The organism is Methylorubrum zatmanii (assembly GCF_014845115.1).
GTDB classification, from domain to species: domain Bacteria; phylum Pseudomonadota; class Alphaproteobacteria; order Rhizobiales; family Beijerinckiaceae; genus Methylobacterium; species Methylobacterium zatmanii.
This window is the reverse complement of the sequence record NZ_NKUI01000123.1, coordinates 1-15,089: the sequence shown is the minus strand read 5'-3', so window position 1 is coordinate 15,089 and position 15,089 is coordinate 1. Positions and strand designations below refer to the sequence as shown.

Annotated in this window: 12 protein-coding genes and 4 pseudogenes; 8 read left to right on the top strand and 8 right to left on the bottom strand. The window is 67.7% G+C overall.

Going from position 1 to position 15,089, the window contains the following annotated elements:
* The coding region (locus MZTS_RS15655) for an IS110 family RNA-guided transposase (protein ID WP_192284556.1) at window positions 1-731 on the top strand (731 nt) is incomplete at its 5' end.
* 248 nt (window positions 732-979) lie between these two features.
* Here the strand turns inward: MZTS_RS15655 and MZTS_RS15650 are convergent.
* Window positions 980-1,162: pseudogene (locus tag MZTS_RS15650) on the bottom strand (IS5/IS1182 family transposase); the annotation flags it as partial.
* A gap of 303 nt (window positions 1,163-1,465) precedes the next feature.
* Here MZTS_RS15650 and MZTS_RS15645 point away from each other — a divergent pair.
* Window positions 1,466-2,881, top strand: a pseudogene (locus MZTS_RS15645) (ISL3 family transposase); the annotation flags it as partial.
* A gap of 58 nt (window positions 2,882-2,939) precedes the next feature.
* On the opposite strand, the pseudogene MZTS_RS15640 reads toward MZTS_RS15645, so the two are convergent.
* Window positions 2,940-3,092 (bottom strand): annotated as a pseudogene (locus MZTS_RS15640) (transposase); the annotation flags it as partial.
* Between the two features lie 125 nt (window positions 3,093-3,217).
* Here MZTS_RS15640 and MZTS_RS15635 point away from each other — a divergent pair.
* Entirely contained in the window at window positions 3,218-4,444 is a 1,227-nt protein-coding gene (locus tag MZTS_RS15635; RefSeq protein WP_238235811.1) for an IS701 family transposase, read from the top strand.
* Between the two features lie 68 nt (window positions 4,445-4,512).
* On the opposite strand, the gene MZTS_RS15630 is transcribed toward MZTS_RS15635, so the two are convergent.
* The 3 genes from MZTS_RS15630 to MZTS_RS15620 all read right to left on the bottom strand — a co-directional run bounded on the left by MZTS_RS15630 (window position 4,513) and on the right by MZTS_RS15620 (window position 8,114).
* Window positions 4,513-4,806 (bottom strand): FitA-like ribbon-helix-helix domain-containing protein, encoded by a 294-nt coding sequence (locus tag MZTS_RS15630; protein WP_083469131.1) that lies wholly within the window; start codon window positions 4,804-4,806, stop codon window positions 4,513-4,515.
* Between the two features lie 69 nt (window positions 4,807-4,875).
* Window positions 4,876-7,821: a MobF family relaxase gene (mobF, locus tag MZTS_RS15625; protein ID WP_048444045.1), complete on the bottom strand. Its 2,946-nt coding sequence runs from the start codon at window positions 7,819-7,821 to the stop codon at window positions 4,876-4,878.
* On the bottom strand, window positions 7,818-8,114 hold the full coding sequence (locus MZTS_RS15620) for a hypothetical protein (RefSeq protein ID WP_048444044.1): 297 nt from the start codon (window positions 8,112-8,114) through the stop codon (window positions 7,818-7,820). The genes mobF and MZTS_RS15620 overlap by 4 nt, the downstream gene beginning before the upstream one ends.
* A gap of 314 nt (window positions 8,115-8,428) precedes the next feature.
* On the opposite strand from MZTS_RS15620, the gene MZTS_RS15615 reads away from it, so the two are divergent.
* The 5 genes from MZTS_RS15615 to MZTS_RS15595 all read left to right on the top strand — a co-directional run bounded on the left by MZTS_RS15615 (window position 8,429) and on the right by MZTS_RS15595 (window position 12,921).
* Window positions 8,429-8,956 carry a hypothetical protein gene (locus tag MZTS_RS15615; RefSeq protein ID WP_048444043.1) on the top strand — a complete coding sequence of 176 codons (528 nt, stop codon included), beginning with the start codon at window positions 8,429-8,431 and terminating at the stop codon, window positions 8,954-8,956.
* A complete protein-coding gene (locus MZTS_RS15610) occupies window positions 8,956-9,702 on the top strand; it encodes a P-loop NTPase family protein (protein WP_048444042.1) in 747 nt (248 codons plus the stop codon). The genes MZTS_RS15615 and MZTS_RS15610 overlap by 1 nt, the downstream gene beginning before the upstream one ends.
* 83 nt (window positions 9,703-9,785) lie before the next feature.
* Window positions 9,786-10,340 (top strand): hypothetical protein, encoded by a 555-nt coding sequence (locus MZTS_RS15605; protein ID WP_048444041.1) that lies wholly within the window; start codon window positions 9,786-9,788, stop codon window positions 10,338-10,340.
* Between the two features lie 54 nt (window positions 10,341-10,394).
* Window positions 10,395-12,059 (top strand): type IV secretory system conjugative DNA transfer family protein, encoded by a 1,665-nt coding sequence (locus MZTS_RS15600; protein WP_048444040.1) that lies wholly within the window; start codon window positions 10,395-10,397, stop codon window positions 12,057-12,059.
* A 175-nt stretch (window positions 12,060-12,234) separates the two neighbouring features.
* Window positions 12,235-12,921: a hypothetical protein gene (locus MZTS_RS15595; RefSeq protein WP_135417729.1), complete on the top strand. Its 687-nt coding sequence runs from the start codon at window positions 12,235-12,237 to the stop codon at window positions 12,919-12,921.
* On the opposite strand, the gene MZTS_RS15590 is transcribed toward MZTS_RS15595, so the two are convergent.
* From MZTS_RS15590 to MZTS_RS15580, 3 genes and pseudogenes are all read right to left on the bottom strand, one after another.
* Complete coding sequence (locus MZTS_RS15590) at window positions 12,918-13,733, bottom strand: IS5 family transposase (RefSeq protein WP_192284557.1); 816 nt, start codon at window positions 13,731-13,733, stop codon at window positions 12,918-12,920. The genes MZTS_RS15595 and MZTS_RS15590 overlap by 4 nt on opposite strands.
* 530 nt (window positions 13,734-14,263) lie before the next feature.
* Window positions 14,264-14,503, bottom strand: a pseudogene (locus MZTS_RS15585) (Y-family DNA polymerase); the annotation flags it as partial.
* Window positions 14,500-14,964 carry a LexA family protein gene (locus tag MZTS_RS15580; protein WP_009861074.1) on the bottom strand — a complete coding sequence of 155 codons (465 nt, stop codon included), beginning with the start codon at window positions 14,962-14,964 and terminating at the stop codon, window positions 14,500-14,502. The gene MZTS_RS15580 and the pseudogene MZTS_RS15585, both read right to left, overlap by 4 nt.
* Window positions 14,965-15,089: the final 125 nt, after the last annotated feature.

Below are 15,089 nucleotides of genomic sequence, written 5' to 3'. Positions count from 1 at the left end.
CCACCCGCCCGACGATGCGGTTCGTGGCGCTCAAGTCCGAGGCGCAGCTCGACGTGCAAACCCTGCACCGGGTCCGGGACCAGCTCGTGGGCGAGCGCACGGCGCTGATGAACCAAGTCCGCGCCATCCTTCTGGAGCGCGGCCATGTCGTCGCGCAAGGGCGGGCCAAGCTGGCCGCCTGTCTGGCTGCGTTACTCGACACAAGAGCGGGCTCCTCGCTCACACCGCGCATGCGCACCCTCGTGGCTGAGGTGCGCGAGCGTTGGCAGGGCCTCGACCGGCGTATCGCCGCGCTCGATGCTGAGTTCGCCGAGCAGGCGCGCACGGACGAGAACGCGCGTCGGCTGACCACCATCCCAGGCATCGGCGCGCTCAATGCGACCGCGCTGATTGCGGCCATCGGCGACGTGGCAAGCTTCGCCCGCGGACGCGACCTCGCCGCCTGGCTCGGCCTCGTACCGCGGCAGGTGACGACCGGCGGGAAGCCCCGGCTGGTCGGCATCACCAAGCGCGGCAGCAAGTACCTGCGCAAAACGCTCATCCAGGGTGCCCGGGCGGCGATGCCGACGCTCCGGCAAAGTGATACGCGGCTCGGGCAGTGGCTGCGCGGGCTTCTGGCGCGGGCGCATGCCAACACGGCGGTAGTGGCGCTGGCGGCGAAGATGGCGCGCATCGTCTGGGCGCTGCTGCGCCACGGGCGCGTCTACGAGGCGACGGCCGTGGCCGCCTGATCCGAGTTTGGCTGGCGCGGCGCGCGCCGGCCTTCCGATGTCTGCGAGCGGTGAGAGGAAGATGGCCTGACAGTAGATCGGTGTTCTGGAAGCCTCCCGGCAAAAATGGCGCTCGACGCCGACCCCTTTATGAGGCCCAGGACGCGCGGATCTCCATCTTGGCCAAGGGCTCGCCCGAAGGCCGGATACGTTTATGCAGACTGCTCAGACCAGCGGATCCAGAGCCACTTGCGGACGGGGCGGGCCATACGTTTTGCCGGCAGGCTCCTACTGTCGAGGGCCGCGCGCGACCAGTCGAGCGCGCCGGCATCCTGTAGCTGCTCCAGCATCGCGCGATGCAGTGCAGCCCAGACGCCGGCCGCCTGCCACGCGCCCAGCCGCCGCCAACTCGTCTTGCCGCTGCAGCCCACCTCGGAATGTGGCAGGTGCTTCTATCAACGGGCACCGAAGTCTGGTTCTTCCGCACTTCGTGTGGCGAAGTGTGCCGGCCGGCGTGACGTGCCCCATCTCCGGAGATCGGCTTTCCGGAGGACGCCATGCCCCGCCGTATCCTGCCCCTCGTGCCCGATGGCTTGAACGTCGTCGGCATCGAGCCGGCGACCGACCCGCTCATCGTGCGCGTTGTACCCCGCCCGAGCCCGACGCGCTGTCCCACCTGTCGATCGTCAGCAGGGCGCAAGCACGGTCATTGCGAGCGCACCCTCGCCGATTTTCCCTAGCAGGGCCGGTCCGTCCGCCTGCGCCTCCGGCTGCAACGCTTCCGCTGTGCGAACCCAGCCTGTCCGCGGCGGACCTTCAGCGAGAGCGTTGGTGACGTCGCCGTCTCTCACGCCCGCCGGTCCGAGCGGCTGCGCGTGCTCCAGCGCCATCTCGGTCTCGCCCTCGGTGGTGCGCCCGCCGCCCGTATGGCGCATCGTCTCGCGATGCCGGTGAGTGGCGATACCCTCGTGCGCCTCGTGCGTGCGGCGCCACTGCCGACGCAACCCGAGCCGCGCGTCGTCGGCATCGACGAGTGGGCTTGGCGGCGCGGGCGCAGCTACGGCACTATGGTCGTCGACCTCGAACGTCACACCGTCCTCGATCTCCTGCCCGACCGGGACGCCGGGAGCGTCGCCGCGTGGCTGCGCGCCCATCCGGGCATCGAGGTCATCGCTCGCGACCGCGCCGACGTCTTCGCCGAGGGCGCCCGCGCGGGCGCGCCGCAAGCCCAGCACGTGCTCGATCGTTTTCACCTGCTGCGTAACCTTAGCGTCGCCCTGCATGCGATCGTTGCCCATCATCATGGCGTGATCCGCGCCGTCGGTCGTGCGCGCGTCGATTACGAGGTCGAGGCGGCGCGGGCTGTGGCGGGAGCCGCGCGGCCGCCGACGGCGATCGAGGTTCGGAAGCAGGCGACGCACGCGCCGCGTCGGGCTCGGCACTCCGAGCTCAAGCGGCTGTCCGAGGCCGGCGCCTCGGTGGCCGGCATGGCTCGCGCTCTGGATCTCGATCGCAAGACGGTGCGGGTCTGGCTGCGCCAGGACGCACCGCCCTCCTGGCAGCGACGCCGCATCGTGCCGACGATCCTCGACCCCTACCGCGATCATCTCGAGGCGCGCTGGCAGGCCGGCTGCCGCAACGCCGCCGAACTCGCCCGCGGGCTGATCCACGCGGGCGCCGACATCCGTCCGCGTATGGTGCGGGATTGGGCGATGCGGCGGCGTCGCGCGAGCACGGACGTGATGGACGCCACGCCCGGCTCGACGAGCGCGCCGCCATGGCGGCCCCCGTCGATCAACCGGACGGCGTGGCTTCTGCAGGCGGACCCGAGCACGCTCGTTGCGGACGATCGCCGCTTCCTCGATCGCTTACGGGTAGAGGCACCCGATCTGGCGAAGAGCGTGGCCGTCGCGACGCGCTTTGCCGACCTCGTGCGACGGCGCTCGGGCGAGAGCCTGGAGGCTTGGTTCGCGGCGGCGGCTGCGACGCCGCTGGCGAAGTTCGCCGTCGGCCTCGAGGGCGACAGGGACGCGTTACGCGGCACGATCACGACGCCCTGGTCGACGAGTCCGGTGGAGGGGCAGATCGGTAGGCAGAAGATGCTCAAGCGCACGATGTTCGGCCGCGCGGGCTTCGCGCTGTTGCGCCAGCGCGCCCTCATAGCGATCTGACCTGTCGTTCCGCGCCGCACGAAGTGCGGAAGAACCAGTATTCAACGCCCGCTGACAGCTTCCACTGCATGCCCGTGCGCAGCACCAAGATGATGCCGGCCAGCGCCGACCGATCCGAGGCGCGCGGTCGCCCGCCCTTCGGCTTCTCAGGCTCAGGCGGCAGAAGCGGCTCGACTACCGCCCAAAGGTCGTCGGGTACGAGAGCATCCATACCCTCCCAACCCGCTCACACCAGTTTTGTCCCACGCTTTTAGCATTACAGTTGAAGGGAAAGGCTCCTATCTGAGAGGTTTCGGATGGGAGAGCGCGATGTCCTAAGCCTCGCTCCAATCCACGCTGGAGCTCTGGTCCAGGACGCTACGACAGGCCAAACAGCGCATCCGCCCCTTGTTCGCCGCCCCGAGTGTCGCCGCCTCGGTTAACGCTTTCTTGGACGGCCTGCTCGGGGGTGAGCGGCGCAAAACCGGCTGGATGCGGGCTGAGGCTGCCGGGGACCCGGGTCCCTGGCGCCAGCAGGCCATCCTCGGTCGCACGCACTGGGATGCGGAGGCGTTGCGCGATGTCGTGCGTGACTACGTCGTCGAGACGCTTGCCGCACCCGACGCGGTTCTCGTGATCGACGAGACCGGTTTTCTCAAACAGGGCAAAGCCTCATGCGGTGTGGGCCGGCAGTACACAGGCTCGGCCGGTAAGATCACCAACTGCCAGACCGGGGTGTTTGCCGCTTACGTCTCGGATCAGGGCCATGCCTTCATCGACCGTCGCCTGTACCTGCCCAAAGCCTGGACCGGCGATCCAGCCCGAAGGCAAGCAGCGCATGTGCCCGAGGCGATCACGTTCGCCACCAAGCCGCAGCTGGCGCAGACCATGATCGAGCGGGCCATCCAGGCAGAGGTGCCGTTTGCCTGGATGGCGGTCGACAGCATCTACGGCGTGGGCGAGATCGAGCTGGCTCTGCGGCGCGCCTACAAGGGCTACGTGCTGGGCGTTACCGGTCAGCATCACTTCTGGTCCTGGAACGCACACCTCGACGTCGCGGGCACCGCCGCGGAGATCGCCAAGGGCATCCCCGACCAGGACTGGCTGCGCCTCTCGGCCGGAGCCGGAATCAAGGGACCACGCCTGTTTGACTGGGCCTATCTGCCGCTGGCCACGCTCCGGGCCGACGCGCTCGACGCCGCGCTCGATCAGAGCTTGTGGACGCGCGGCCTGCTGGTGCGGCGCAGCCTGTCGGACGGGGCGCTCGCGTACTTCACCACCTGGTGCCCGGCCGGCACGCCGGTCGAGAAGCTGGTGATGGTGGAAGGCCGGCGCTGGGCGATCGAGGACGCGTTCCAGACCGCCAAGACGGAACTCGGATTGGCCCACAACGAGAGCCGCTCGTGGCACGGCTGGCACCGGCACGTCAGCTTGGTGATGCTGGCCTTCGCGATGCTGGCGCGGGTGCGCCACTTGGCCAACAGTCCGCCCCCAAAAACGACGCTCATCGCCAAGCTCGCCGGTGCCGTGGTCCATCCAAGAGATCCGGCGCGTGGCGATGCGGCTGGCGCAGCGGCGCATTGAGCCCGCCCTCGTGCTCGCCTGGTCAGCCTGGCGGCGCGCCCACCAAGCTGCCGCTCGACAGGCGCATCTCAGAAGAAGGATGCAACTGTAATCTTAGAGCACCATCCGAGCGGCTCACCGAGCGAGATGGCTGGATGATCTTCAAGCTCAATGCCACGAAGCGGCGCGACCCGCCGGCGGATCGCTTCCGCCAAATTCACCGACTCGACTGCCTCGGTGCCGAGCGTGTCCGAGAAGATTGAACGCACCTCGGCTTCCATTGATCGGCCATTCATAGCAGCGCGCCCGCGAAGCCGCTTCTTCACCCGCCCGTCAAGATTACCGATCGTGATCGTCGCGCTGGGTGCGTGGGAAACGGCCATGCTCCGATCGTAGGCGTTGCTAGCACTGCTGGCAACGAAATCGTTTTTTGCACTCTGCATTCAGCCTTATCATCGCTCGATGTGGCGACCCCGCTCACGGTCGAGTAGCGGATCGGGGCGATCGAGGCGGCGGGCGAGCTCGTCGACCAAAGCGCGCGTCGCCCGGGCCGGTGCCTGCGTCAGACGACGCCCGTAGGCATCCACCAGCCGCCACGTCGGCACGATGAGCGGCTCGACGCCAAGCCACGACATCGCCTCACGTAAAAGCCGCGCCGCGCGCATCACGCGCGGCACGTCGACCCCTTGGCCGATGGGCTCGCGCGTTTCCAGCGATCCATCCCGCACGAAAGCCACCCGGTCGGCGGCGTGATCGACTACGTTGGCCTTCTCGCTGTAGTTCCGCGCCTCACGGAACAGGCGCTCCAGCACCATCGCGTCGGTGGCCGGCATCCACGCATCCGCCTGACGTTGCCGGCACAGGGCGTCGAGCCGGTCGCGCTCGACCACCACCCTGGCCTCGTGCCGGTGCCGGGTCAGGCCGACATAGAGCTCGCGCGCGTCGGTCGCCGCCCCGACATACATCACCGCCGCGGACGAGGTCCGGCCTTGCGCCGCGTAGGCCGTGCCCGCATAGGCATGCACGATCCTGGGCTGCGGCCGCTTCCGGCCGAACCGCGGCTGTTGCGCCAGATCCGACCACGCCACCTCCAGCGCGCGACCATCCTCCAGCGCCAGGCGCAGGCGTGCTCCTCCCTCCGGCTCGACTGTGATCCCCTCGACCCGGGCGCGATTGCCGTTGCGCAACCCGAGATGCGGCAGGCTCTCGCCGATGCGAAGGCTATCGCCGACAGCGAGAGCGAGCGGCACTGGCCTGTCGTCACGGTCGCGCGCCGGCAGGGTGACCACATCGGGACCGAGGTGTCCCTCTGTCCGCAGCACGGCCCGCGCCCGGATATTCAGCGCTGCAGCGTCGGCGTTGCGCCGGGTCACGATCAGCACGTCCTCGCCCTGCGCCGCGCGCTGTTCGGTCCAGATCGCGAGCACGCGCGCCTGCGCAGCCTCGGCGCCGGCGACCAGCTCGATCTGGTCCCGGGCCGAGTAGGCGCGCAAGCCCGCCTCGACCTCGCCGCGCGCCATCAGCACCGAGGCCGCGCGCTGCCACTCCACCGTCTGCCGGCGGACCTGTTCGAGCACCACAGAGCGCCCGACCACATCGGCGACCGCCCGCAGAGCGCTCGCGCCCCCGACCGAGGCGAGCTGGCGCCGATCGCCGATCAGAACCACCTTCGCCCCGGCCGACCGGGCCGCGCTCAGCACGGCCTCCATGTCGCGGGTCGCGACCATCCCCGCCTCATCGACCAGCACCAGGGTACCGGCGTCGAGCAGCGCCGGCCGGTCGGGGCGGTTGGCGGTATCCGGACCTGCTGTCAGCGTCCGGTCCTGGCGCCAGCGCGCGATCGCCTGCGCCGGGATCCCGGTCGAGCGCCCGAGCTCGTCGGCGGCCACCCACGACGGGGCGAGGCCGATCACCCGGAGACCGGAGCCGCGGGCGGCGGCCACCAGGGCGGCCGCCGTCGTGGTCTTGCCGGTCCCCGCACCGGCCTGCAGCAGCGACACCCCGTCCCGACCGGCGGCGTGGCGCACGGCTTCGCCCTGCTCGGCGCTGAGGTGAGGCGCATGCTCCAGCGCATCCTCGACCGCCTCGGGCGTAATCCAGGTCCGCTCCAGGGGACGATCGGCCGCGCGCAGCATCGCCGCCTCGCAAGCGGCGATGCCCGGGCTGGTCCAGCACGCGCTGGCACCCGGGACCATCGCGGCGTCGGCCAGCGGCAGCAGCGCGCCATCCCGTTCGAGCTGGGCGAGCTCCGCCTCCACGGCGTCGACCCCGACGCCGGCGAGGCCCGCGACCTCCAGGGCGCGCTGGAGCAGATCCTTGCGCGCCACGACGCTCTCGTGCCGGAACAAGGCCGAGGCGGCGCGTGCCACCGCACCGTCGCCGGGGATCTCGGGCGGCTCGAACGGGGTCTCCCGCTCCCGATCGCGCTCGGCGGTCAGCACGAGGGCGGAGTCGCGCTCAAGGTGACGCGCGGCCAGCCACGGATCGATCACGCAGGCGGCGAGTTCCGCGCGCCAGCGTGCCTCCAGCTCCGGCCCGGTCGGCAACTCCTCCTTGCCCCGGCGGGTCGCCAAGGCGGCGATCTCGCGCTGGGCGCTGCTGGCGCCCGTGCCCGCATAGGCTAGGATCTGCTGCGAGCGCTTGGAAAAGGCCGCGAGTAACGTCTCCGGCAGGCCGGCGACCTCCCACTGCCCGCGTCCGGCCTCGCGATACTGCAGGCCGAACCGCTCGCGCAGCCCTTCGGCGAGGGCCGCCCTGTACGCCGCTCCCACTCCGAGCTGGGCGGCATATAATCGCTCAGGCTCAATGGTTAGATGCGTCCGGGACTTGTATCGACCAGCACCGGCATTTGCAGGCGTACCAGCGACATTGATGAACACGCAGTGCGTGTGAATATTCGGGTCACCCTCACGAGTTGTATAGTGATCGAACCGGCCGACGATCAGGTCGCGCGGGCGATGCTGGTCGGTACCGCCGGCGCCGGTCCGGACAGTGACGAGGCCCTCCGCGGTGACAAAACTCAGCGCCCGCTCGACGGCGGCGCGATGGGCGGCCTCGATCGCAGCGCGTTGCTCGGGCGTGCCGGCCATCCAAAGCACGGACACACTCTTCCCGGGGGTCATAGTGCAGTCGACGCCCGCCCAGTGACCCGGGCCGGCACCGCGCACCAGCGGCTTGCCCGTGCCTGGGTGGATCCCCGCACACAGGTCGCGAAACGAGGCTGCATCGATCGCCGCGCCGTGGCGCACGATCGTCTCGCCGCTGCTCCACCAGACCCCGCCGCCGTCCGAGAGGTAGTACTCGTCCCGCTTGTCGGGTTTGGCTTCGCGCTGGCTGTCGTGGGTGTAGTACGACGCTGCCGGCGAACCGGCACCGAGCCGGTGCAGCGAGGCGGTCACGGCGCCGGATCGGCGACGCCGTCGCCCTTGTGCAGGCGGCAGACCTTGGACAGGTCGATGCCGGCCGACGGCGCACCGAGTTCGCCGACCGCCTGGGCCATCTCGAGGATGGCGCCGTCGATCTGCTCCATCCGCTCGACTAGGACGCGGTGACGGATCGCCACTTCCAGGTGCTGGACGATGCACTCGACGGCCAAGCTCTCGGCGGACCAGCCGCGCTCGGCCGCGGCGGCTCGCAACCGGGCGGCGAGCGCCGCTTCCAGGGTCACGGTGAGCTTGACCTCCTGGGCCATCGGCGTACCTGCTGCGCGCGGATCGAGACGGCAGGCTTGGCACGGACGAGGCGGTTGGGCGAGGCCGACACGGCCGCGCGGTTAACGCCGGGCCACTTCAGTGCGTGTGGTGTGATATCCCTTCTGCTACCGTGGCCCAGCCGTAATCGCTGCCGTACTTGGCCGTGGGTTGCCGTATTGCTGCCGCGTCCAGCCGCGATGCAACCGTTACCTGCCGTATGCAGCCGCGCGCTAACGATTCCTTGCCGTGATCCCTGGCATTTGCCGGCCCCACCACACCGGCCGACAAGGGACCGCCTGATAGGTCGGCGTACATGCCGATGCAGTCCCGCCTCGACCTCAGCCGCCTCAAGCGCGACCTCGCCGCCTCCGCCAAGGCGCGCGACGGCATGACGCTCGCCCCGGGCGGGCGGGCGGCCACAGGGCTGATGGCGATGGTGCGCGACAACCTCGACGCGCTGCTCGCCCTGAAGGCCTCCGGCAGCACCTGGAAGGAGATTGCCGCCGGCCTGACCGCACAGGGTTACGCCACCGCCGACGGGCGCCCGCTCACCGACACGCAGCTGACCGGCGTGATTTCTAGCGTGCGCCGGCAGGCCCGCCGCCGGGCCGCGCGGGCGGCTCTGCGCGACATGCGGCCCGATCTCGCCGCGGCTCCACTGCCACCGCGCCGGCCCGCGCCGGCTTCGCCCTCCGATGCCGGCGCACGGCGAGCCCGGCTCGCCCCCGAGCTCACGGCCGGTTCGCCTCCGGAATCCGGCGAGCCGCCCATGAGCGAGGCCGAAATCCGCGATCATCACGTCACCAAGCACAAGCACCTGTTCAGGAAGGACCCCGAGTGATGGCCCGCGTTCTTATCGTCGCTCAGGAAACCGGCGGCATCGGCAAGAGCACGATCACCCGCGGGCTGGCCGAGGCGGTCACCGACGTGCCGATACTCGAAGTCGAATCGACCCCGCGCCTTACGGAGTTCAAGACCGCGAAGGCCGACAACGAGCCGGGAAGCGTGCGCCACTTCTCGGTGCGCGCCAGCCGCGAGGCGATCGAGGCCTCGGGCGGCAAGGCAGCGCGCGCCGAGTTCGACCCGGTCGTCAACGCGCTCTACAGCGTGACCGGTCCGACGCTGGTCGATCTCGGGGCCAATTCCTCGGCGAGCCTGCTCGGCGTGCTCAAGGACGAGGCGGCGTCGCTGCGTGAGGCCGGGATCGAGCTCGGCCTCGTCGTGGTGGTCGCGGCCGAGGCAGGGTCGCTGGCGGATGCGGGCAAGCTGCTTCAGGCGGCCAAGGACTGGGCGGCGGCAAGCTTCGTGGTGGCGAACGCGCTGCGCGGCGCGATCGATCCCGTCATTCTGAAGCGGGTCGCAGGTGCGGCGACGCTGAGCCATTTGCGCGCGTTCGAGCTAGAGGACGCCACCCGCGAGGTGCTCACGGCGGGGCAGCTCCGCGGCATCCCGAAGCTCGACCGCGCCAGGCTCGCTAAGGAGACCTCGCCGGCCCAGGCCGGGCGGATGCTGCGCGACCTGACCGCCTTCCGCCTCGCGGTGATGGAAGCGGTCAAGCCCGCGGCTCTCTGGCTAGTCGAGGGCTGAGCCTCGTGGCCATTCCACCGAAGCGCCCCGCGGGCCCGCCCGCCTCGGCTCCATCTGCCTCGGGATCACCGACGGCGAAGACGGTGCGGGACAACCTCGCTGCCGCCACTAAGGCGGCCGAGGCCGAGGCGACGGAGGTGGCGCGGGTAAGCAAGCGTCGGCTTGACGGGCTTTTAAAGGCGCGACCCGATGCGCGCTTTGCCGCCCTCGCCGAGGCGGAATCCGTACTCACGCCGGAAGACCGCCTGGCGCTGTTGGACTCGCTGCGGAATGCGGAGGCCTCGCATCGGCCGATCCGAGCCGGGACGGCGAGCCGGCTCGCGATCTGGCGCTCTCGGCTGCCCTACCGCCTCGTGCCAATCGGTCTCGGCCTGGGCAGTGCCTTACTGCTTTTCGGCTTGGCACTAGTCGCTTGGTACCGCACGCCAGAGCGATGGGTCACCCTGCGGGGTGCGGAGCCGCAGCCGATCGGCTGGCGTATGCCGGACGGCATGCGCGTCGCGGGCCGGCTCGATCCTGGTTCCCGCGCACTGCTTTGGCGCCGTGATGGCGCGGACGGTGTGCTGCGAAGCTGGGTGGCGCAGTCCGGCTACGCGGAGGCGCGCGTGCCCTTGAGCCTCCTCGCCACAGCCCCCTGAGCTGAATGACCTCTCGCCTGCGCTCAAACCGCTGATCGACGGAATCCACCATCGATGTCCTTCGCATTGAAGATCGTCGTCCTGACGATCGCGATCCTGCTTCTTGGCTACCCCACTGCGGCGCTCGTCGTGCACGGGCTCGATCCAACCCTCTGGCCGAGTGAGGCCATGCGCCCGGGCATGTGGTTCGCGCTCTGGCGCACCGGGCAGCTCGATGCGATCGTGGAACTGTACTGGGCGATGCTCATCGGCCGCGCGCCGGCGTTCGCGAGCGGCTTCTGGACGCTGATGGCGGTGCTCGCACCGATTGCCTTGATGATCGGCTGGCGCTTCGCCGGATCGAAGGCCGCGCCCCGGCGCGACGCCTCCGACCTGTTCGGGGGGGCGCGCTTCGCGACCGCCGCCGAGCGCGCCGCGATGGGTCGAGGCCTCGAACTCGGCCTCGACCCGGAGACCGGGCGCGCGGTGCGCGTCGCCGTCCAGGGCACGCTCGCGACCATCGCGCCACCGCGCAAGGGCAAGACCTCCGGCGCGTTGATCCCGAACCTGGCCTATCCCGAGCCGAACGCCTGGTCCGGGCCCGCGGTCGTCTTCGATCCGAAGGGCGAACTTTACAGGGCTACGGCCGAGCGGCGCCGCGCCATCGGCAGGCGTGTCATTTGTCTCGATCCGCTGAACCTCGTGGGAGGCACGGACCGATGGAATCCCCTTGCTGACCGCGATCCGGAGGATGTGCTCTATCTTCAGCATACCGCTGCCGCCCTCCTTCCCGAACCGGGCGGCGACGGCGAGGCTGCCGCCTACTTCCGCAACCGGGCGATCGATCTCATCACCGGTGCACTCCTAGTCACCCTGAAGCGCGGCACCCGCAGCGTCGCACAGGTCCAGGCGCTGATCGCCGACCCTGATACTTTGATCGCGCAACTCGAACATTTGCGACCGGCCCCCGCCGCGCTGAGCGCCCTGGAGATCCTCAAGGCCGATCCGAAGACCCGCGACCCGCTCGTCGCCACCTGCGCCCAGGCCTTCCAATGGCTCGCCGACGCGCGCCTACGCCATCTCGTCGGCGCCACCAGCTTCGACTTCGCCGACCTCGCCACCGGCCGGGTCGATCTGTTCGTGGCGGTGCCGCCCGAGTACAAAGATCTGCTGGCGCCGCTGCTGCGCTGGTTCCTCAGCGATCTGTTCACGAGCGTGCGCCGCAACCGGCCGGCCGAACGCATCTTGGTGATGATCGACGAGGCCGCAGCCCTCGGGCGGTTCTCCGAGATCCTGACTGCATCTGCCGAGCTTCCGGGCTACGGCGCCTCGCTCTGGACTCTGTGGCAGGACCGTTCGCAGATTGTCGGCCTCTACGGGCAGGCGGGGGCCGACACCATCCTCAACACCGCCGAGATCGTGACTGTGTTCGACGTGCCGGCGGTCGATCCCGACGCGAGCGAGCGCTGGTCGCGGGCGCTCGGCGACTACACCGCCCGGGTCGAGACGCTGACCCGGCCCGCCGAGGGGCAGGGTCAGCGCAGCATTGCCCTGACACCGCAGGCCGCGCGGTTGGTCCCGGCTCAGGCCCTGACCAGCATGCCGAGCCGAGAGCTTCTGGTGTTCGCCAACAGTGCCGCTTATCCGCGCCATCCGATCCGCTTGCACAAAACCGTGGCTCATTCCGACCCACGCTTCTTAAGTCTGATCAACTCTGTAGCCCCGGTCGGACAAAGCTGATGATGCACTTACATTGAACGACGTGCAAAACTTATTGAACTGAATTATATCGATTCACAATAAATATATTATTATAAAATTGCAAATTCGCGATAAATGCTACGTTTGTCATTAGAATTATAATGGCACAATTATTAGCAGTGTCGTCAACTACAGTAAAATGAAGGTCTGAGCCATGAAAATCTTCAAGAAAAATCTCCTGATGTTGAGCCGCGAAGAACTCAGTGCAAAACATCAGACTAAATCGGGTGTAATCATGCATGAAATTGGGCATGTGATTGCATACCGCCGCATAGGTATAAGCACAGCTTATATAGCGATACATGAAGATTATAACATAGGATCTATATTTGCCCCTTCTCCTTCTGATACTTCAGAAATTTCAATTGAAAATCAAATCCTAATCCATGCTTCGGGAGTATTCATGGAGAAGGCAATTTTTGGCGATTTTAATGTCGACACCGCATACGGCGATTTCATGAAGATTGCCGATATGGTTAGAGCATCAGGAAAAATATACCCAGCCCTCACAAACAGAATCGATTCCGGCGTTCCGTTTGCGGAGAGATTATTTGCGGATTACGGAACCAAATTTCCGACTAGGTCGGAAAGGTATTTTGCATACGCCCTACACCACGCAATCCTCAAGAAATTGGGCAGTGGTAATCTTATAGAAGGACATAGAGTAATTCGGTTCTGCGATATGCCGATGCTATACAGAATCACGCATCACTCTCAGTCTTCTGCCCTCAGAGAACAAACCAAAAGGTGGGATCGTTTAGATGAACTCACAACATCGTTAGAGGAAAACAGTAGTTATGCTGAACAGGAGATCCTGAGTAGACTTCGCTTCGGGCCCTAGAGGCTGTTACGGACTGCTGCGAAATCGGCAGCCCTGCGGAGCAGTAGGACGCTGAAGGCGACGAGGTGCAGCCCGGCCAGGGTAGCCGGCAGGCGTTCGTAGTCGCGGGCCAAGCGGCGGAAGCGGGCCATCCAGGCGAAGGCGCGCTCGACCACCCACCGGCGTGGCAACAGGACGAAGCCGCGCTTGGCTTCGGGCAGCTTCACCACTTCCAGGGCGATGCCGTGATCAGCCGCCGCCTTCGCCGCGCGCTCGCCGGTGTAGCCCTGATCGACATAGGCGAGATCCACGCTGTCGCCGGTGGCCTCCTGCACGGCATCAGCCAGCGCGGCCACGGCGGCGCGGTCATCGGCATCGGCGGGTGTGACATGCAGCGCCAGCACTTGGCCGAGCGTATCGACCGCCGCGTGCAGCTTCGAACCGCGGGTGCGCTTGTGTCCGTCCCAGGCGGCGCGAGCGCCACTCTCGGGCGTCGAGCGGAGCGTCCGGCTGTCGAGCACCACGGCCGAAGGTTCCTCGGTCCGGTCCGAAGCCAAGCGCAGCACGGCGCGCAGGTCGTGGACCAAACTCTCGAAGCAGCCCGCTTTCAGCCAGCGTTGCGCCTGGTCATACACGGCGTGCCAGGGCGGCAGGTCGTGGGGCATCCAGCGCCACGGCGCGCCCGTCTTCACCACGTAGCGCAGCCCGTTGAACACCTCCCGCAGACTGTGCTCGCGCTGAGCGGCCGTTTCGGGAAGCAAGGTCAGGTAGGGGGCGACCAGCGCCCATTCTTCATCGCTGACATCGGAGGGGTAGGCACGGCGGGACTGCATCGCCGCCAATTTGGTGCCCTCGTAGGTCCGTAACACCCTCTAGAATTCTGACTACACCTCATAGTTAGCTCCAATTCGACTTTGAAGGGCAAACCTCAGCCGGCCACATTCGGCCATTCATTACATGCTGACCAAGCCGAACTGACGTCCGCAATATTGAGCCAACGACGAGTTGCACGTTGTCGCACATCAATGTATGACAACGCAGCTGTAACGCCGTTTAGTGCTGCTGAGTCAACGACTTACGCGGGCTGCCGCTTAGGTGAGAATCCTGGCGCCCCAGCCAAGCCTCAGCTAAGTCATTGATCTGATTGCGATCCGTGCTCGGCCGCTCCCGCGGCTGCGCCGATTGTACGCAGAGCTGTTGCACGCGCTTGTCCACAGGGGCAGGCCGTTGACGATTTGTTCTAACGTGTACCGTCGCGGTGCGGTATATTGGTGGCGTAGGCGATTCCGTTGCGATGAGCGGACGCGACCGCTTGGTGCCTCTGTTAAGGGGAATTCCACCACGGTCGCTCTGAGCCTGGGTGCGCCTCGCAAAGCCCGCGGATCTTGAAGTAGGGATCGCCCATCTTGATCCCAAGCGCCTTGGCCTCGGCGGTGCGGGCGATGGCACAGCCATCGTTGTTGCTCAGCACGATCACCGGCACGCGGGCGAGCCTCGAGTCGAACACGCGCTCGCACGAGCAATAGAAGCTGTTACCATCGATGAGTGCGAGGGCGCGCCCGCTGCCGATACGATCGCGCAGACGTGCCGCGGTGTTGCTCATCGGCCTTGCCCGGAGCGGACGCCATGCCAGCGGATCGTGAAGCGAACGACGCCCCAGATCGCGGCCTCGGCCAACTCCTCCAGCGCGTAGACGGGTAGATCCGCGTTGTCGAAGGCGAGCCGCGCGCGGTTGCCCTCAACAACCATGCGCTTGATCGACATCTCGCCATCAACTGCCGCGACGACGACGCTACCGTGCCCAGGCTTGAGACTGCGATCGACGCAAGCGAGGTCGCCGTCAAAGATCCCGGCGTCCCGCATCGAGTCGCCCGCGATGCGCCAGAGAAAAGTGGCGGGCGGGTTCGGCACGAGCCAGCGCGGCAGCTCCAGCGCGTTCTCGACGAAGTCGTCAGCCGGCGAGGGAAAGCCCGCACAGAGCGACGGACCCATCACAGGCACGCGCAGGGTCGCGGCTCCGTCTGGAAGCAGTTCCTCAATGCGGTGGAGCTCAGCGCCGATCATGCCGCGCCACGCACGAAGCCACGGGAGACTTGGCGCCGTACCGCCTCCGTTTGCTCCTCCGCGGCTGCTAGAGCCGTGCCCGAGCGGGTTGGGCCGGCGCGGGAGTTGGGACGTTGAGGGGTAAG